At 70.8% G+C, this 18,470-nt stretch carries 16 protein-coding genes; all 16 read right to left on the reverse strand.

Annotation, left to right across the window (positions count from 1 at the left end; genetic code table 11):
• A partial coding sequence (locus ACWC09_RS32710) for a phosphoadenosine phosphosulfate reductase domain-containing protein (protein WP_450854536.1) occupies positions 1 to 293 on the reverse strand: 293 nt, incomplete at its 3' end.
• Complete coding sequence (cysC, locus tag ACWC09_RS32715; RefSeq protein ID WP_450854537.1) at positions 290 to 865, reverse strand: adenylyl-sulfate kinase; 576 nt, start codon at positions 863 to 865, stop codon at positions 290 to 292. The genes cysC and ACWC09_RS32710, both read right to left, overlap by 4 nt.
• Positions 862 to 1,575, reverse strand: a complete 714-nt coding sequence (locus ACWC09_RS32720; RefSeq protein WP_450854538.1) for a phosphoadenylyl-sulfate reductase — start codon at positions 1,573 to 1,575, stop codon at positions 862 to 864. The genes cysC and ACWC09_RS32720 overlap by 4 nt, the downstream gene beginning before the upstream one ends.
• Positions 1,572 to 1,751, reverse strand: coding sequence for a hypothetical protein (locus ACWC09_RS32725; protein WP_450854539.1), 180 nt, complete (start codon positions 1,749 to 1,751; stop codon positions 1,572 to 1,574). The genes ACWC09_RS32720 and ACWC09_RS32725 overlap by 4 nt, the downstream gene beginning before the upstream one ends.
• The gene (locus ACWC09_RS32730; protein WP_450854540.1) at positions 1,748 to 3,445 is read right to left on the reverse strand and encodes a nitrite/sulfite reductase; all 1,698 of its coding nucleotides are present in this window, start codon (positions 3,443 to 3,445) and stop codon (positions 1,748 to 1,750) included. The genes ACWC09_RS32725 and ACWC09_RS32730 overlap by 4 nt, the downstream gene beginning before the upstream one ends.
• A 151-nt stretch (positions 3,446 to 3,596) precedes the next feature.
• Positions 3,597 to 3,680 (reverse strand): putative leader peptide, encoded by an 84-nt coding sequence (locus ACWC09_RS32735; RefSeq protein ID WP_309486338.1) that lies wholly within the window; start codon positions 3,678 to 3,680, stop codon positions 3,597 to 3,599.
• 127 nt (positions 3,681 to 3,807) lie between these two features.
• Complete coding sequence (locus tag ACWC09_RS32740; RefSeq protein WP_450854541.1) at positions 3,808 to 4,380, reverse strand: GNAT family N-acetyltransferase; 573 nt, start codon at positions 4,378 to 4,380, stop codon at positions 3,808 to 3,810.
• Between the two features lie 44 nt (positions 4,381 to 4,424).
• Positions 4,425 to 5,693, reverse strand: coding sequence for a hypothetical protein (locus ACWC09_RS32745; RefSeq protein WP_450854542.1), 1,269 nt, complete (start codon positions 5,691 to 5,693; stop codon positions 4,425 to 4,427).
• Between the two features lie 167 nt (positions 5,694 to 5,860).
• Positions 5,861 to 7,177, reverse strand: a complete 1,317-nt coding sequence (locus tag ACWC09_RS32750; RefSeq protein ID WP_450854543.1) for a GAF domain-containing protein — start codon at positions 7,175 to 7,177, stop codon at positions 5,861 to 5,863.
• Positions 7,178 to 7,604: 427 nt separating this feature from the next.
• Positions 7,605 to 9,245: an acyl-CoA dehydrogenase family protein gene (locus ACWC09_RS32755; RefSeq protein WP_450854544.1), complete on the reverse strand. Its 1,641-nt coding sequence runs from the start codon at positions 9,243 to 9,245 to the stop codon at positions 7,605 to 7,607.
• Positions 9,246 to 9,345: 100 nt separating this feature from the next.
• Positions 9,346 to 10,320 (reverse strand): 2,3-diaminopropionate biosynthesis protein SbnA, encoded by a 975-nt coding sequence (sbnA, locus tag ACWC09_RS32760; RefSeq protein WP_450854545.1) that lies wholly within the window; start codon positions 10,318 to 10,320, stop codon positions 9,346 to 9,348.
• A gap of 37 nt (positions 10,321 to 10,357) precedes the next feature.
• Positions 10,358 to 11,389, reverse strand: a complete 1,032-nt coding sequence (gene sbnB, locus ACWC09_RS32765) for a 2,3-diaminopropionate biosynthesis protein SbnB (RefSeq protein ID WP_450854546.1) — start codon at positions 11,387 to 11,389, stop codon at positions 10,358 to 10,360.
• Complete coding sequence (locus ACWC09_RS32770; RefSeq protein ID WP_450854547.1) at positions 11,386 to 12,390, reverse strand: TauD/TfdA family dioxygenase; 1,005 nt, start codon at positions 12,388 to 12,390, stop codon at positions 11,386 to 11,388. The genes sbnB and ACWC09_RS32770 overlap by 4 nt, the downstream gene beginning before the upstream one ends.
• Positions 12,391 to 12,404: 14 nt before the next feature.
• Positions 12,405 to 14,489, reverse strand: a complete 2,085-nt coding sequence (locus ACWC09_RS32775) for a non-ribosomal peptide synthetase (protein WP_450854548.1) — start codon at positions 14,487 to 14,489, stop codon at positions 12,405 to 12,407.
• Between the two features lie 37 nt (positions 14,490 to 14,526).
• The gene (locus ACWC09_RS32780) at positions 14,527 to 16,965 is read right to left on the reverse strand and encodes a Pls/PosA family non-ribosomal peptide synthetase (protein WP_450854549.1); all 2,439 of its coding nucleotides are present in this window, start codon (positions 16,963 to 16,965) and stop codon (positions 14,527 to 14,529) included.
• A gap of 30 nt (positions 16,966 to 16,995) precedes the next feature.
• A complete protein-coding gene (locus ACWC09_RS32785; RefSeq protein ID WP_450854550.1) occupies positions 16,996 to 18,219 on the reverse strand; it encodes a heparan-alpha-glucosaminide N-acetyltransferase domain-containing protein in 1,224 nt (407 codons plus the stop codon).
• Positions 18,220 to 18,470 lie beyond the last annotated feature (251 nt).

Genomic DNA, 18,470 nt, shown 5'->3' on the forward strand with positions numbered 1-18,470 from the left:
CGCAGCCCATGCTTGGCCACCGCGCGGTCCCGGTACTCCAGGACCTCGGGGAAGTTGTGCCCGGTGTCCACGTGGAGCAGCGAGAACGGCACCGCTGCGGGGGCGAAGGCCTTCAGCGCCAGGTGCAGCATGACGATGGAGTCCTTGCCGCCGGAGAAGAGAATCACCGGCCGCTCGAACTCACCCGCCACCTCACGGAAGATGTGGACGGCCTCGGACTCCAGCGCGTCCAGGTGCGAGAGGGCGTACGGGGCGTCCGTACCCTCGGCCGCCTTGGCGACGGTCGTCGTCATACCAGTCCCCTCTCGGTGAGCAGCGTGTGGACCGCGGCCGCGGACTCCTGGACGGTCTGGTGCTGCGACTCGATGCGCAGGTCGGGCGACTCGGGCGCCTCGTACGGGTCGTCGACACCCGTCAGCCCGGACAGCTCACCGGCCGCCTGCTTGGCGTACAGACCCTTCACGTCGCGTACGGAGCACACCTCGACCGGGGTCGCCACATGCACCTCGATGTAGGCCGCGCCACCCTCCTGGTGGCGCTTGCGCACCGCCTCGCGGCTGTCGGCATAGGGCGCGATGACCGGGACCAGGGCCTTGACGCCGTTTCGGGCCAGCAACTGGGCGAGGAAACCGATGCGCTGCACGTTCGTGTGCCGGTCCTCGCGGCTGAAGCCGAGGCCCGCCGAGATGAACTCGCGGATCTCGTCGCCGTCGAGCACCTCGACGCGGTGGCCCTCCTCGCGCAGCCGGCCGGCCAGCTCGTACGCGATGGTGGTCTTGCCGGCACTCGGCAGACCCGTGAGCCAGACGGTGGCTCCGGTCGTCACTGAAATCTCCTGGTTCGTCGAAATCCCGGTCGTGGTCATCCGTGCAGTCCGCACTCGGTCTTGGCGCTGCCCGCCCAGCGGCCGGCACGCGCGTCCTCGCCCTCCAGGACGCGGCGGGTGCAGGGGGCGCAGCCGACGGAGGCGTAGCCGTCCATCAGCAACGGGTTGGTCAGCACGCCGTGTTCGGCCACGTACGTGTCCACGTCGTCCTGTGTCCAGCGGGCGATCGGGGAGATCTTGACCTTCTGCCGCTTCTCGTCCCAGCCGACGACCGGGGTGTTCGCCCGGGTCGGGGACTCGTCACGGCGCAGCCCCGTCGCCCAGGCGACATAGCTCTTCAGGCCCTGCTCCAGCGGCTGGACCTTGCGCAGCTTGCAGCACAGGTCGGGGTCGCGGTCGTGCAGCTTGGGGCCGTACTCCGCGTCCTGCTCGGCGACCGTCTGGCGCGGGGTGAGTGTGATGACGTTGACGTCCATCACGGCCTCGACCGCGTCACGGGTGCCGATGGTCTCCGGGAAGTGGTAACCGGTGTCGAGGAACACGACATCCACGCCGGGCATGGCCCGGGAGGCGAGGTGGGCGACCACCGCGTCCTCCATGGAGGACGTCACGCAGAACCGCTTTCCGAAGGTTTCCGCCGCCCACTGGAGGATCTCCAGCGCGGAAGCGTTCTCAAGGTCCTTTCCCGCCTGCTCGGCGAGCGCCTTGAGATCCTCGGTCGTCCGCTCTTCTTCCTTCACCGCGGTCATATCTGGTCTCCCCCTGCTTCGGAGTGCTGAAGGCCCCGGGCGAGCAGCCCGAGGAACTTCAGCTGAAAAGCCCGGTTGCACGCCGCGCATTCCCACGCGCCGTGCCCTTCCTCGCTGGGACGGAGGTCCTCGTCGCCGCAGTAGGGGCAGTAGAAGGGGGCGGCCCGCTCGGTCATGAGAGGGCCTCCTCGGAGGCGCGCGAGGCCCAGGCGGCGAAGCGCTCGCCATCCTCGCGCTCGTCCTGGAACCGCTTCAGCACACGCTCGACGTAGTCCGGCAGCTCCTCGGCGGTGACCTTCAGGCCACGCACCTTGCGGCCGAAACCGGCTTCCAGGCCGAGCGCACCGCCGAGGTGCACCTGGTAGCCCTCGACCTGCTCGCCCTGGTCGTCGAGGACCAGCTGGCCCTTGAGACCGATGTCCGCCACCTGGATACGGGCGCAGGCGTTCGGGCAGCCGTTGATGTTGATGGTGATCGGCTCGTCGAACTCCGGGATCCGGCGCTCCAGTTCGTCGATCAGCGTGGCACCGCGCTGCTTGGTCTCGACGATGGCGAGCTTGCAGTACTCGATGCCCGTGCAGGCCATGGTGCCGCGCCGGAACGGGGACGGCTTGGCCGTCAGGTCCAGCGCCTCCAGCGCCTCGACCAGCGGCTCGACCTGCGCCTCCTCGACGTCGAGGACGATCATCTTCTGCTCGACGGTGGTCCGGACCCGGCCCGAGCCGTGGGCCTCCGCGACCTCGGCGATCTTCGTCAGCGTGGCGCCGTCGACGCGGCCGACGCGCGGGGCGAAACCGACGTAGAAACGGCCGTCCTTCTGCCGGTGCACACCGACGTGGTCGCGCCAGCGGCCCGCGGGTTCGGCGGGCGCGGGGCCGTCGACGAGCTTGCGCTTCAGGTAGTCGTCCTCCAGGACCTGGCGGAACTTCTCCGCACCCCAGTCGGCGACGAGGAACTTCAGACGGGCGCGGGTGCGCAGGCGACGGTAGCCCCAGTCGCGGAAGATGCCGACCACACCGGCCCACACCTCCGGCACCTCGTCCAGCGGCACCCAGGCGCCGAGCCGGACGCCGAGCTTGGGGTTGGTGGACAGGCCGCCGCCGACCCACAGGTCGAAGCCGGGGCCGTGCTGGGGGTGCTCGACGCCGACGAACGCGATGTCGTTGATCTCGTGGACCACGTCCAGGAGCGGCGAGCCCGAGATCGCCGTCTTGAACTTGCGCGGCAGGTTGGAGAACTCCTTGCTGCCGATGTAGCGGTCGTGGATCTCGTCGATGGCCGAGGTGCCGTCGATGATCTCGTCCTCGGCGATCCCGGCGACCGGCGAGCCGATGACCACCCGCGGGCAGTCGCCGCAGGCCTCGGTGGTGGACAGCCCGACCGCCTCCAGGCGGTTCCAGATCTCCGGCACGTCCTCGATGCGGATCCAGTGCAGCTGGATGTTCTGCCGGTCGGTGATGTCCGCGCTGCCGCGCGCGAACTCCTGCGAGATCTCGCCGATCACGCGCAGCTGCCGGGTGGTGAGGCGTCCGCCGTCGATCCGCACCCGCAGCATGAAGTACTTGTCGTCCAGTTCCTCCGGCTCCAGGATCGCGGTCTTGCCGCCGTCGATCCCGGGCTTGCGCTGGGTGTACAGGCCCCACCAGCGCATACGGCCGCGCAGGTCGTTGGGGTCGATGGAGTCGAAGCCCCGCTTCGAGTAGATCGTCTCAATGCGTGTCCGCACATTGAGACCGTCGTCGTCCTTCTTGAACTGCTCGTTGCCGTTCAGCGGGGTGTGGTGTCCCGCGGCCCACTGACCCTCACCGCGGTGACGGCTCACCTTGCGGCGGGGAGTCGCGGCGGCAGGGTTCTGCGGGTTGGCGGCCATGGTGATTACGTCCTTCGGGACAGGCGGGAAATCGGCTCTGACCTGCGCGTTCGGGCGCATGGGCATACGTGCGCGTCATTGCGCAGGAGGAGAGGGATGTCTGCAGATGTCGGCGGTGCTGTGCTCGCGGCCGGAGGCCGCCAAGGGCACGTCAGCTCGCCGGACAGATGGCGCTGGACATGCGGCCGAGGTCGACGTGCCGCCGACTCACCAAGGCAATTCCAGTTCCAGACATGACGAAAGCGTGTCACGGTAATCTGGACACAGTCCAGCTTCGTCCATCATGCGGACACCCTTGTCTCGAAGAGTGAGACGAGAGTGTCGTCGATCACACAGCTCGCACGGAGCCTTGTCCGCGCAGGTCAGGCGCGGTATGCGCCGGGCCATGGACCGGGCGCGGCGACCTGCGTCTCCTCCTCGACCTTGGTGTCGAAGAGCTTGAAGCCCCGGCGCAGATAGTTGTCCATGGCGTGCTCCCCGTCCAGGCTGCATGTATGCAGCCAGACCCGCTTCGTCTCGGCCACCCCCGGCCATCGGCCCGCGAGGTCCCAGGCGCGGGCGGCGCCGTACGACAGCAGGTGTCCGCCGATCCGGCGGCCCCGGAAGGCGGGGATCAGCCCGAAGTAAACGATCTCGACGACTCCGTCGTCCTGCGGGTCCAGCTCCACGTACCCGGCCGGCGTGCCGCGGTCGTACGCCACCCACGTCTCGACACCCGGCCGCCCCAGATGCTGCTCCCACTGCTCGTACGTCCAGCCCAGCCGGTCGATCCAGAGGATGTCGCCGCCGACGGACGCGTACAGGAACCGGCTGAACTCGGGGGAGGGCACCTCGGAGCGGACGATCCGTACGTCCCCCTCCGGCGCGGCGGCCGGGAGGAGGTCGGTCGGGGCGGTCTGCTCCAGGGACCAGGTGGTCACGGGGATGTTCGTCATGCCCGTCAGGGAACCATCCGCCCCACGGCCCTGTCGATCGCGATCTACCCCAGCGAGCGGTCGATCGAGCTCAGCGGCAGCGCGTACAGCATCTGTCCGGACTGGGACCAGACCTCGCCGGTCTCCTCCCAGTAGGACAGCGAGCCGGCCCGACCGCTCCAGCAACTGGTGGAACCGTCCGTGCCGCACTCGGTGGCCTTCGCGTCCCGACTGTTCTGCCGCCACAGAGTGCCGTGCCCGGTCCCGGCGTCCGCCGCGCGGTCCAGATACCACTCGGAGCCGTACGACAGGACACCACTGACGCCGGTCGTCTTCGTCGCGTACGCCTCGGTCGCGGTCGCCTGCCCGGCGGCGTCGGTGGCGAGCAGTCCGGCGCGGGTCGGGTTGCTGCTGAACGCGTACCGCCACAGCCGGGTCTGCCGGCCGCTGTCCGCCGGGACCCGCTCGCTCGCGACCAGGGTGTCCGGCGCGGAACTGCGGTCGAGGGAGATCGCCGAGGGGCGGGCGGCCCTCTTCGCCGACTGGTACGAGCCGATGGCGGGCAGTACATACCGGGCGCCGTAGGCCGACCAGCCGCCGCGCACCTTGCCGACCCGGCCGCTGTCGACGGTGGCCCGCTGGACGCGGTGCAGGTCGTAGACGTAGAGGCCGTCGGCGGTGGTGACCAGCAGCTTGCCCTGGTACCAGGTCATTCCGGAGACGGCGGAGGTGAGCCCGCGGTAGTTCCGGCCGCCGTCGACCGGGACGGCGAGCAGGGCCCAGGTGTAGGTGAGGTTCGCCGGGTCGTCGGCGTCGACGAAGGCGACCCGGGCGAGGCCGGGCCGGTCGGCACGGCCGGCGGCACGGGTCCAGCCGGAGAGGATCACCCGGTGCTCGCCCCAGTGGCCGTCGTCGTCCGCGTCCCCCGAGGTGGTGACCGCGCCGGCCCGCCAGCCGTGGGTGTCGGCGATGTCCCAGCAGTACGCGTGCGTGGCCGCCGGCTCGACGGGCAGCGCCGTGCGCTGGGTGGTCGTACAGCCGGCCGGGGTGCGCAGGGAGTGGTCGGTGTCGTCGAGGACGGCGCGGACGCCGATGGGTCTGCCCATCCCGGAGGCGAGCCGGTCGAGCGTGGCCTGCGGGACGAGACGCTCCTTCAGGCGGAAGTCCGCGGCGGAACCGGCGAGTTCCTTGAGGCCCCCCGGATCCTTGCTGACCGTGGCCTGCGAGGCGCTGATCATGGTGGCGGCGGCGGTGAGCGCGAGGGCGGTACCGGCCAGGAAAGCGCGCACGGCACGGCCACGCTTCTGTCGGCGATGTCGGCCACGTTGCTTCATACGTCCTCCCGAGGCGAGCCAACTGCGTTCATTGGTCCGTGTGTTGACCAAAGGAGCAGGTGGGGTGGCCCGTAGAGGGATGCTACGGCAGTTCGGCGCGGGTGGGGACGAAGACCCTGCAAATATGCGGAAGATGGCCCCTCATTGGCCCCCGATGCCCCGGGATGTCACTCGGAGAGAGCGGAGGGACACGTTCCGGGGGGCTGCGGGGGTGTCCGTCCGTTGACCACGGCAGGCGCCGTCGAGTGCGGCAGCAGTTCACGCGGGTCGGCCGGGAGGAGCACCTCGACGTCGCTCTCCTCGCCGAAGCGGTACGGCCGGTGCTCCAGAAGTCCGCCCAGATAGCGCCGTACCCGGGACATCTCGGCGCGCACCGTCACCGTACGCGCCGGGTCGCCGAACACGTCCTCGGCCAGGCCCGCCGCGCTGCGGCCGTCGCGGTGCAGGGCCAGCAGATAGAGCAACTCGGCATGCCGGGGGCTCAGTTCGTGGCTCCAGGAGCCCGCGTATCCGGACACCGTCACCGACCAGCGCCGCGGCTGTGTCAGGTCCAGCACCACCCGGGTGGCCCCACGTGGCACCGGCTCGTCCGAGGCCCGCACCAGCCAGCCCTCGCCCAGCGGCTCCACCGAGCACGGACCGAGCGTCGGCAGCCATCGGCCGCCCGCCGACAGGGACTTGGGCAGGGAGATCCGGTCGGTGTACGGCATCCCGGTCACCGCCGCCGTCCAGCCGTCCCGGTCCACCGCCGCCGCACGTCCGCCCAGCCGGGCCAGGACCGGGGCCGCGACCGCCCGCAGCCGCTCCAGCGAGCCCAGGTGCACCTCGCGCAGCCGGGCCTCGGCGAGCTTGGCCACCGAGTCGACCCAGGCGAGGGTGGCCGGGTGCATGGTCTCCAGCGGCCCGCTGATGTCCACGACCCCCAGCAGCCGGCCGTCGCGCGGGTCGGTGATGGGCGCGCCGGTACAGGTCCACGTGGTCTGCGAACGCACGAAGTGCTCCGAGCCGAAGACCTGTACGGGCCGGCGGACCACCGCAGGCGTGCCGATGCCGTTCGTCCCGACGACGTCCTCCCGCCAGTCCGCGCCGAGTTCGAAGCCGAGGCCGTCCGCCTTGCGCAGCACGGCCGAACTGCCCTCCCGCCACAGCACCCGGCCGTCCCCATCGGCCACCACCATGATGTGGTGCGCGACGTCCGCGACGGACAGCAGACCCTCCCGCAGCACCGGCAGGATGTGCCGCAGCTCCGTGGTCTCCCGACGCTGCCGCACCTCGTCCGTGGACAGCAGCCCGGACCGGTGGTCCCGCTCGGGATCGATGCCGCTGCGCAGCATCCGCCCCCAGGACTGCTCGATCACCGGGCGAGGGGCGACGGGGGCGCGCTGCCCGGAGAGGGTGGCGGACCGGACCTCGCTCAGCACCCGCGCCGCGCGTGCCGTGTCCACGACGGCCAGTTGCGTCACATCCGTCGGCGAGAGTGCCACTGGTCCTCCCGGGAGAAAGGGCTCGAACAACCGGTTTCTGCTCGCCTTCTGGCCAGGGAGACCGGAGTTCGTCTTGACTGACCGTCTCATAGTGCCGTTCGTCGCTGACGGACGGACACAGTCCGACCACAGTCAGCAGCAAGTTGCAACCCCTTGCAACCCTGGCGTGCGCCCCCGGCTTGTTTGAATATTGAGCGACGCCGTCCCGAGCGGCGTTCACGGCCTCGAACGGGCCTGTGCGGCGGGGGTGGTGCCGTGTCGGCGCAGCACCACCCCCGCCTTCGGCGATGTGGCCGAGTTCGCCTTCTGGGCTGCCCGGTTGATGTGTGGTGGCGAGTGCGGGTGCGTTGTGGATCGGCGTGCCCACGCGGCGGTAGCCGCATATCGATACAGTCCCGCGCCCCCAAGAAGGTTGGATCGGCCCGGGTCACTCCGAAGGCCCGGCCCGCTCTACTACCGACGCCAGGTTCAGGGTGTGGGGGAGGGTTCCGAAAGCCGCGCCCGCGTCGCCGCCCAGGCGGGACGCGCAGAAGGCGTCTGCCACCTCGGGTGGGGCGAAGCGGACGAGCAGGGACCCCTGCAGTACGAGTGCCAGGCGTTCCGTGAGCCGGCGGGCCCTCGCCTCGATGCCCTCCAGGTCGGCCAGATCTGTCAGCAGGTCCTTGATGGCGCCGTCGAGGCGGTGGTCGGCGCCTCGGGCCCTGCCCACCTCCTGGAGGTAGGCGCCCAGGGCCTGGGGCTCGCGTTGCAGGGCGCGCAGGACGTCCAGGGCCTGGACGTTGCCCGCGCCCTCCCAGACGGAGTTCAGCGGGGACTCGCGCACCAGCCGGGGCAGGCCCGACTCCTCGATGTAACCGTTTCCGCCCAGGCACTCGGCGGCCTCGACCACCACCGGGGTGCAGCGCTTGGTCACCCAGTACTTGGCGGCCGGTACGGCGATCCGCAGCAGCGCCCGCTCCTGCTCGCCGCCGTCGTCGTAGGCCGCCGCGAGCCGCAGGGCGAGGGTGGTGGCCGCCTCCGACTCCAGGGCGAGGTCGGCGAGGACGTTGCGCATGAGCGGCTTGTCGACGAGCTTGGCGCCGAAGACCTCGCGGTGGGTGCAGTGGTGGATCGCCTGCACCACCGCCTGCCGCATCAGGCCCGCCGAACCGAGGACGCAGTCGAGGCGGGTCGCCGCCACCATGTCGATGATCGTGCGTACCCCACGCCCCTCCTCACCGACCCGCCGCGCCCAGGTGCCGTCGAACTCGACCTCGCCGGAGGCGTTGGACCGATTGCCGAGCTTGTCCTTCAGACGCTGGAGGAGGAATACGTTGCGGGAACCGTCTTCGAGGACGCGGGGGACGAGGAAACAGGTGAGTCCGCCCGGCGCCTGGCCGAGGACCAGGAAGCCGTCCGACATGGGCGCGGAACAGAACCACTTGTGCCCGGTGAGCCGGTACGTCCCGTCCTCGGAGAGGGGCTCGGCGGCCGTGGTGTTGGCGCGTACGTCGCTGCCGCCCTGCTTCTCCGTCATGCCCATCCCGAACAGGGCACCGGCCTTGAGACGGGCGGGGCGCAGCTGGCGGTCGTAGACCATGGACGTCAGGCGGGGTTCCCACGCGGCGGCGAGCTCGGGGTCGGTGCGGAGGGCGGGGACGGCGGCGTGGGTCATCGACAGAGGGCAGAGGTTGCCGGCCTCGACCTGCGTCCAGACGACGAACGCGGCCGCTCTGCGGACGTGCCCGGAGGGGCGGTTCCAGGCCGCGGTGAGGCCGGCGGCGACGCCCTTGCCCAGGAGGCGGTGCCAGGCCGGATGGAAGTCGACCTCGTCGACACGGTGGCCGTAGCGGTCGTGCGTACGCAGCCGGGGCGGGTTCTCGTTCGCCTGTGTGCCCCACTCCTGCACCTGCGCCGACCCGGAGGCCCGCCCGAGCGCGGCCAGCTCGTCGTGAGCCTCGCCCAGCAGGTCGGGGGTGACGTGGCGTTCCACGGCGTCGGTGAGGGCGCGGTCGGCGGAGTAGACGTCGTAGCCGGTGAGGGGCGGGGGCTGGTTGGTCACGGTGTGCGTGCGCGTGCTGCCTGGCATGTCGCGAACGTACCCCGAATCCGGCCCGTCCGGCGGGTGAGGGCCGGGCCCGTCCAGGGCCGATCGGGGGGCCAGGGGGCGGAGCCCCCTGGTGCGGCTGTCAGGCCAACCTCGCCATGGCGGCCGCCGGCGCCGATTCCCTCGTGTCTTCCGGCCACCCCTCCCGGTACACCGTGTCCAGATACCGCTCCCCGAGGTCCGGAGCGATCGCCACCGCCGTCAGGCCCTGGCGGCCGTTCCGGGCCAGCCACTGCCCGGCCCCGCTGACCACCGTCCCCGTCGAGCCGCCGAACAGAAAGCCCCGGGCGGCCAGGCGGCGGCAGGCGAGGACGGTGTCGGACTCCTCGACGCGGATCAGATCGTCCACGTACGACTCGTCCAGCAACGCCGGCGGCACGCTGGTGCCCAGCCCCGGGATCATCCGGCATCCCGGCGCCCCGCCGAAGCTCACCGAGCCGACGCTGTCGACGGCCACGATGCGCACCCGGCGCCGCCACTCCTGCCAGAACCACCGGGCGCAGCCCATCAGCGTCCCGGTCGTGCCCGCGCCGACGAACAGCACGTCCAGATGCGGGAAACGGCGGGCGATCGCGGGAGCGGTCGTGCGGTAGTGCGCCTTCCAGTTGCCCTGGTTGGTGTACTGGTTGAGCCAGACGTATCTGTCGTCGGACGCGCACAGGGCGTTCACGTACGCCATCCGGGCCCCCAGGAAACCGCGGCGCGCGTCCGGCTCCTCGATGATGTGCACCTGGCTGCCCAGCGCCTCCATCAGCCGGATCGTCGGCTCGTTGCACCGCGCGTCGGTAATGCACAGAAACCGATATCCCCGGCTTGCCGCGATCACGCTCAGTGCCACGCCCAGGTTCCCGGACGACGACTCGACCAGGACCGAGCCGGGCCGCAGCACGCCGTCGCGCTCGGCGGCGTTCACCATCTCGGTGGCCGCCTTGATCTTGACGGAGCCGGCGAAGTTGAAGCCCTCGCACTTCAGGTACAGCGGCAGCCCCAGTGCGGCCCGAAGGTCGACATAGAGCTCCTCCTCGTTGAACTGGACTGGATCGGAAATGACGGGCATGGCGCCCCCCTCCTCATGCGTCACGAAGCCCGGCCGGTCAGCCGTACCGGCGCAGCTCGTGGAAGAACCCGTCGACGACGTGCAGCCCGCCCCTACGGGCCACCTCGTCGTGGACATACCTGCCGACCGCGAGGTCGAGCACCCCCAGTCCGAACGGCGAGAACACCACCGTCCGGTCGTCCGGGACGGTCGCCCGCCCGGTCAGTACGTCGTTCAGCGTGCCGTCGAGGAACTCCCGCCCGCCCGTGAGCCGTTCGGCCAGATGGGGGGAGGTCTCTGCCTTCAGGCAGTGGTCGACGTCGTCGACGTAGTTCGCCGACGCGAGCAGGATCCGCGGATCGAGGTCGCGCAGCGACACGTGCAGGACCAGCGGGTGGTGCTCGAACCACGCCACGTCGTGGATGTACGGCTTCGCCGCAACGGTGGCGAAGACCAGCAGGTCCGAGGAACGGACGAGGGATTCGGGGTCGTCATGGACGGTGACCTTCCCCTTCGCGCCCGTCCGCTCCAGATAGCCTTTGAACCCCGCCGCGCTCTCGGCCGACAGATCGTGCACCCCCGTCTCCTCGAACTCCCAGCCCGTGCCCAGGAGATGCGTGTGGATGTAACGGGCGATCAGACCGGTGCCGATGAAGCCGACCCGCGTGGGACGCGTACGACTCCTGTTCAGCCGGTCCGCCGCCAGGGCCGCCGAGGACGCCGTGCGCGTCGCGCTGATGACCGAGCTCTCCAGACAGGCGTACGGGTAACCGGTGTCCGGGTCGTTGAGGATCAGCACGGCCGAGGCCCGCGGCAGGCCGGACCGGATGTTCTCCGGGAAACTGGAGACCCACTTGATGCCGTCCACCCGCAGCGGCCCGCCGAGCGAGGCCGGCAGCGCGATGATCCGGGAGGCCGGCCGGTCCGGGAAGCGCAGGAAGTACGACGGCGGGTTCACCGACTCGCCCGCCCCGTGCAGCCGGTACACGGCCTCGACGAGCTCGGCGATCTCCGACTCCCGTCCCCGTAGGGCCTGTTGGACCTGCTCGCCGGAGACGATCGAGAAGGTCGGTGCGGCAGCGGCGGTCATGGGGTCCTCACTTCGACGGTCGGGGAGCAGTCGGTCAGCCGTACCGGATTTCCGAGCGCGGCCAGCACCTCGCGCGGGCCCTCGAAGGGCTCCCGGCCGTGCGCGGTACGGATGTTGTCGACGAGCAGCAGGTCACCGGAGCGCCACGGCTCGCGCAGGGTGTGCGCCTCGTAGACCTCGTTGATGGCCCGGACGATGTCCTCGTCGAGCGGATCGCCGTTGCCGAAACGGGTGTTGAAGGGCAGTCCGTCGGGGCCGTACACGTCGGCCAGGTACTCGCGCACCTCGGGGTCCATCGTCCACTCGTTGAGGAAGGCGATCTGGTTGAACCAGCAGCGCCGGCCGCTCACCGGGTGCCGGACCACGGCGCTGCGGTGCTGCCGGGTGCGCAGGGAGCCGTCGTCGTGCCAGGCGAACTCGATGCCCTGGTCGCGGCAGTAGCGCTCGACGGCCGTCCGGTCGTCGGTGCCGAACGCCTCGGCGACCGAGGCCCCGATCTCGTCGTTGTACGTCCGTGTCAGCAGCCAGCCCTCCCGCTCGAACCGCGCGACCAGGTCAACGGGCAGTGCGTCCAGCACAGTCGGGCTGTCGGCCACGGCGGTCGCGCCACCCTCCTCCGGTGCCACCTGGCAGGCGAAGAGCAGCAGGCCCGGGAACTGGAGCGAGTAGCTGAGCTCGTGGTGCATGCACATCTGCTGGTTGGGCGGCCACTTGGAGGAGGAGTACATGCCGTTCCCGTAGGAGCGGCGGGGTGCGAACGGCTCGCGGTCGGGCATCAGGGCGTCGGCCAGAGCGTTGAACACGGCCTCCGTGACGGTGGGTTCGACCAGGTCGAGACCGCGGATGAGGAGGCTGCCGTGTTCGGCGACCGTGGCGCGCAGCGCGTCGCGGTGTGCGGCGGCCCAACTCGTGGGGTCGCCTTCGGACTTGGTGTGCAGGAGCGGCGGGCGGCCGGGGGCCGCGTCGATGTCGGGCAGGAGAGTCGGGGACGAGTGCGTCATTGCACAGGTTCCTTTCAGTGGCGCTGGTCCAGCAGTTCCGCCAGGTCGGCGAGGACCGGGTGGCGGGTGACGTCCTTGAGGGTGATCGCCCGGTCCAGGGCGATCGCGAGCTTCACGGCGGACAGCGAGGTGCCGCCGCGGTCGAAGAAGTGGTCCAGGCGGCCGATCCGGTCCGTGGGGACGCCGAGCACCTCGGCCCACGCGGCGGCCATCCGCCGCTCGCCCGGTGTGTCCGGGAGGCACGAGCCCGCGGATTCGAGTTCCTCGGCCAGGGCGGTGAGCGTCTTGCGGTCGGTCTTGCCGTTGGCGGTCAGCGGCAGCCGCTCCCGCCAGTGCGCGACGGCCGGCACCATGTACGCGGGCAGCGACTCGGCCAGCCGCGCCCGCACCGGCTCGGCGCCCACCGGCTGCGCACCGGTGCAGAACGCCACCAGTCGCGCACCCCGTACGACGACCACCGCGCCGTCGCGCACACCGGGCACCCGCAGCAGGGCGTTCTCGATCTCGCCGATCTCGACCCGGAACCCGCGGACCTTGACCTGGCTGTCCCGGCGGCCGAGGAACTCCAGCTTGCCGTCCGGCCGCCAGCGCCCGTGGTCGCCGCTGCGGTACAGCCGCTCGCCGGGCCGGTACGGGTCGTCGGTGAAGGCCGCCTTCGTCCGCTCGGGGTCGTTGACGTACCCGCGGCCGACACAGACGCCGGAGAAGACGATCTCGCCGGGCGCGCCCAGCGGCACGGGCACCAGGTCCTCGTCGACGACGTACACCCGGACGTTCGCGATCGGGCGCCCGAGCGGCACCCGGTCGCCGTCCGGTGCGCGGTCCATCACCTCGTGGTTGGTGTCGTCCGAAGTCTCCGTCAGGCCATAGGCGTTGACGAGCCGGATGGCGGGCTCGGCCGCGAACCAGCGCTGCACCAGCTCCCGCTTCACGGCCTCACCGGTCACCGACACACAGCGCAGGTCGGGCAGTTCGCGCGGCCGCTGCTCCAACTCGGCCAGCACGGCCTCGAGATACGACGGCACGACCTGCAGTACGTTCACCCGGCCCCGCACGACCGTGTCCACGAACCGCGGCACGTCCAGGATCGTCTCCTGGCCGATCACCAGCGTCCGCCCACCGACGAGCAGCGCGGAGACCAGCTGCCAGAGCGAGATGTCGAAGCACTGGGGAGCCGTCTGCGCGACCGTCCGCGCCGGGCCCACCCCCAGGTCGGCGATCTTGGCGAGGACGTGGTTGAGGAACCCGGCGTGCTCGCACATCGCGCCCTTGGGCTCGCCGGTGGAGCCGGAGGTGAAGTAGATGTAGGCGAGCTGGTCGGCGGAGACCGGGATGCCCAGGTCGCCGTCGGAGTGTCCTTCGGTGTAAGCCGTTTCGACGAACAGTTTCCGGGTCTGCCGGCCCACGTGGGCGTCGCTGCCGTGCTCGGTGAGCACCAGTGTGCAGTCGGCCCGGTCCAGCGTGCGCGCGATGCGGTCGGCCGGGAAGTGCGGCTCGATCGGCAGGTAGACGCCGCCCGCCTTGAGGACGGCGAGCACCGACGCCAGCCAGTCCAGGTTCCGCTCCATCACCACCGCGACCACGCCCTCGTGCCGCAGCCCCCGGGCGAGCAGCGCCCGGCCGATGCGGTTGGCCCGGGAGTTGAGCGCGGCGTACGTCCACTGCTGCCCGTCGCCCTGTACGGCGGCCACCGCGTCCGGATGCAGCAGCACCCGCTCCTCGAACAGCTCGTGCACCCGCCGGTCCGGCAGCTCCCACTCCGGTCCCGCCAACTCGTCCAGCTGGAAACTGAGTTCCTCCTCGGAGAGGAGGGTCGCGCGGTCGGGGTCGGCGAGGGCGGTGAGGTGGTAGCCGGCGACCCGGGCGGCGGCCTCGGCGTCGAGGACGTCGGTGCGGTAGCGCAGGCGCAGGACGCGGCCCGTGACGCTCACCCGCAGGCTGTCGTCCGTGCCCGCGCCGTCGCCGGACAACTCGGCCAGCACGCGGGTGTGTGCGGCCGCGAGGGCCGACGGGTCGCCCGGTACGCCCTCCGGCAGGGCGACTTCGTACTCGGCGACGCCCGGTACCGGGTCGAGCGTCCACCGCGGGATGGTTTCCATCGTTCGTTCCCCCCTGTTTCTTTCCTTGCGTGTTCCGTCACCCGTGCCGCGGCGCAACCGCCGGGTTTCCGCCCCAGTGCGACCCGGACGGCATGTCCTCGCCTTTCATCAGGAAGGAGTCGGGCGCGAGCACCGCCCCGTCGCCCAGGGACACGCCGTAGTGCACGAGTGCGCCGGTGCCGAGCGTGCAGCCGGCCCCGATGGTGATGTGGTCGGACTTGAAGGTGCCGTCCTCCTGCGAATGGGCCTGCACCTTGGTGTGCGCGGAGAGCGTGCAGTCGTCGCCGATCGCGGCGAGCGTGCGCTCGGTGATGTAGCAGCCGTCGTCGAAGACCCGCCGGCCCAGCTTCACGCCCAGCAGCCGCCAGACCAGGTTCTTGAACGGCGTCCCGTTGAAGATGACCAGGTGGTTGTCCGGTACCTTCCACAGCCGCTCGTGCCACCAGAAGTACGGGTCGTAGATCGAGCACAGCGTGGGCTCCAGGGGCCGGAAACGCCCGATGATCCGCTCCACCAGCACGTAGTAACCGGTACTGAAAGCGAGGCCCACGATCAGGGACGCGCCGATCAGCAGACCGCCGACGGTGCCGTGGGCGCCGTAGAGGTCGAAGGCGGCGAAGCCGATCACCGAGAGCATGAACCAGTCCAGCCAGCGCAGGAACAGGAAGAGCCCCATGGAACGCAGGTTGAAACGGTTCTTCCGGGCCAGTCGGCGCTCCAGCTCCGCGCCCTCGCGCAGATGGTCGAAACGGGTGTCGCGCTCCACCGTGCGCGGGATCTCGAAGGGCGGCGAGCCCAACAGGCCCACGCCCTCGCGGAGTTCGCCGTCCAACGGGACCATCACCTTGGTCGCGAGGAGGCAGTTGTCGCCGGTGCGACCGCCGCTCGGGTAGGCGATGTTGTTCCCGAGGAAGTTGTGCGGTCCGATCGTCGCGCGCGAGACGCGGAAGGACGTACCGGAGAAGTCGGCGTTCACGATCGACAGTCCGTCGGCCACCATGGTGCCGCCGCCGACGGTGGCCAGGTACGGCGTCTCGTGCTGCACCTCCGTACCGAAGTTGGAGCCGGTCTGCTCCACGTGCGAGAGGTCGTAGCCGATGGCCCGCAGGTAGTGGACGATGTACGAGCTGTCGCCGCACAGCCACTTGAAGAACTTGACGTTGGTCATCCGGGCGATCGCACGCTGCACCGAGTAGTGGAAGCCGTAGAGCGGGTAGACCCGGTCCGGGCGCAGCAGCGGGCTCAGCGCGCGCGGGAGCAGGGAGACCGCGGCGAGACCGAGGAGCAGGAAACCGGCGTAGGCGGCGACCGAGAACCCGAGCGCCTCGCCGTAGAACGCGGCCGAGGCCAGGTCCTGCGAGGTCGGGTCGAGGAGCTTGCCGAGCGCGGGGACCAGCGTCAGCAGCAGGTAGGTGCCGCCGACCGCGAGCGGGATGTAGAGCACCAGCATCTGCGCCAGGCCCGCCAGTCCGTACGCCGCCCGGCGCAGGGTGGAGCAGCGGGCCGCGGGGATGCGGACGTAGTCGACGTCCGTGCGCTCTGCCGGGGAGCCGTGCCACCGTTCGCCGGCCGGGACCGTCGCCCCGCCGTACAGGGCTGAGGAGTGGCCGAGTTGGGAGCCGTCACCCATCGTCGTGCCGATGTCGAGGACCGTCTTCTCGCCGACGTACACGTCCCGGCCCAGGGTGACGCGGCCGGTGCGGATGCGGCCCGCGTGCGCCTGGTAGCAGAGCAGGAAGGCGTCCTTGCGGATCACCGAACCCGCGCCGACGGTCAGCAGGTCGGTGCAGACCGGCACCGAGTGGGACAGGATCGTCACGCCCCTGCCGATACGGGCGCCGAGGGCGCGCAGATAGAGGACGTAGAGCGGGCTGCCGGCGAACAGGATCATCGGGTTGGCGTGCAGCAGGGCCTTGACGGTCCAGAAACGGACGTAGGCGAGGCTCCAGACCGGAAACTCCGTTTCCCTCCACCGGCCGACCAGCAGCCACTTGGCGACCACGGGCAGGACACACGCCCCTGCGAACACCGCGGCGCCGAATATGAAGGACCGGAGGTACACGTCTCCTACCCCGTCCACGGCGGAGATCCACTCGTAACCGCGGCCCATGACGACTCCGGCGAGCAGACAGTACGCGGCGAAGACCAGGAACTGGAGCGTGCCGCACAGGAGATAGCGCGGGGTGCTGCCGGGGGCCGGTGCCGCCACCACCTCGGCCGGCGCCGGCGCGGGGGCCGGGACGGTGTCGAGGGCCGCGGCCAGGCTGCGGATCGTCGGATGGCCGTAGACGTCCTTCATCGACACCGCCGGCAGATCCGGCCGCTTCCTGACCCGGGCGCAGAAGTGGGCCATGGTCAGCGAGTTGGCGCCGAGATCGTCGAAGAAGTGGCTGTCGACGGGTATGTGCTCCCTGCGGACGACACCCGCCAACACCTCGGCCAGGACATTTTCGGTGACGGTGTCGATTTTTCCCACCACGTGCGCTCCTTACGGGTTTTACATGCTTTACGGGTTTTGCGGCTTCCGTGGTTCCGACGCCGGTGGAGCTGTTGCGGGCCGAGGACATTCCGCTGCCGGGGCCGGACATTCCGCCGCCCGGCGCGCACGTTTCGCCCCGGTCGCCACCAGGGCCTCCAGCGGCCCGCGCCCCAGGAACCGCCGCCAGCCGACGGCGAAGAGCAGCGCGCCGGCGACCAGCAGCCCGTAGAGCAGGTCGGGGGAGTCGTCGAGGACGCCCGTGGCGAGGACCAGGACATGGGCGCAGTACAGGGTGAGCGGCATGCTGCCCGCCGCGGCGACCGGCGCGAGGGCACGCCGGGCCGACGTGAACCGGGTCAGCAGGAGGGCGGCGCCGAGCAGGGCGGCCGCCGAGCCGAGGGTCTGGAGCATGTCGAACGGCGAGGTCGAGTGCGGGGCACGGGAGAGCAGCGACCACCAGGTGGAGCCGTCCGGGGTGTCCCACAGGACCTCGCCCCGGGCGTCGCGCCAGGGTGTGTGCGGAAACTCGGCCCGCCACAGATGCCACAGCCCGCCGAACCACTGCAACAGCGCGGTCGCGGTGAGCCAGGCGCAGGCCGCGAGCGCCAGCCCGCCCGCCAGGAGCCGTTTCGCAACCGTTTTCGACGTCAGGTCCAGTCGACCGACGGCGAGTCCCGCGCACAGGTACGCCGTCCAGGCGAGCACCGGATAGTCGCCGTGCATCAGGAGGTCGGAGAGCAGGCCGAGCGGGTTCGTGAACACGTCCGTGAGGACCGGGTCGCCGTCGAACGCCGGCTCGGGCAGCACGCCGCGCAGCACGTGCAGGGCGAGGGGGGCGGCCGCGGCGAGGGCCAGGGAGAGGAGGATCAGGGTGCGCGGGCGCAGCCGCAGCAGGGGCAGGGCGATCAGGAAGAGCAGGGCGTAGAACGCCAGGATGACGTCCACGTCCAGGTCGGCCGCGCGGGAGGCGTACCCGAGCAGCAGGCCCGCGAGCCCGATGAGCAGCGCTTGTACCGCCACGGCCGCGTAGGCGCCGCGCCCGACCACCGGCCGCCGCCCGCCCGTCGTGAAGGCCAGCCCCACCCCCGCCATCAGCGCGAAGGTCGCCGCCGAGCGTCCGCCCGCGAGCATCCAGGCCGGTGTGGGCGAGCCGGCGTCGGTGAACGCGCCGTACACATGCGCGGAGAACATCCCGAGCAGCGCCAGCCCACGTGCCGTGTCCACCCCGGCGATCCGCGGCGCAGCTGTCACCCGGCCGCCTCGGTGGGCGTGTGACGGCGTGCGCGTCGACGGGTGCGGAGCAGGCATGAAAATTCCCCCGATTGGAATACGACGGAAATACGGCCCCTGTTCAAGGGCCTTCGCGAAGGAGCCGAATTCGGTGACGATGAGATGTGGGTTCAGAATGGTGCGGAAGTGCGTGGAGTGGCCGATAGGGCACGGGGGAATGCGCCTGAGCCGCCTTCAGCATGCAGCGAATGCAATCCGATTTTTTCGGGGGC

The sequence above is a fragment of the Streptomyces sp. NPDC001617 genome (assembly GCF_053596855.1).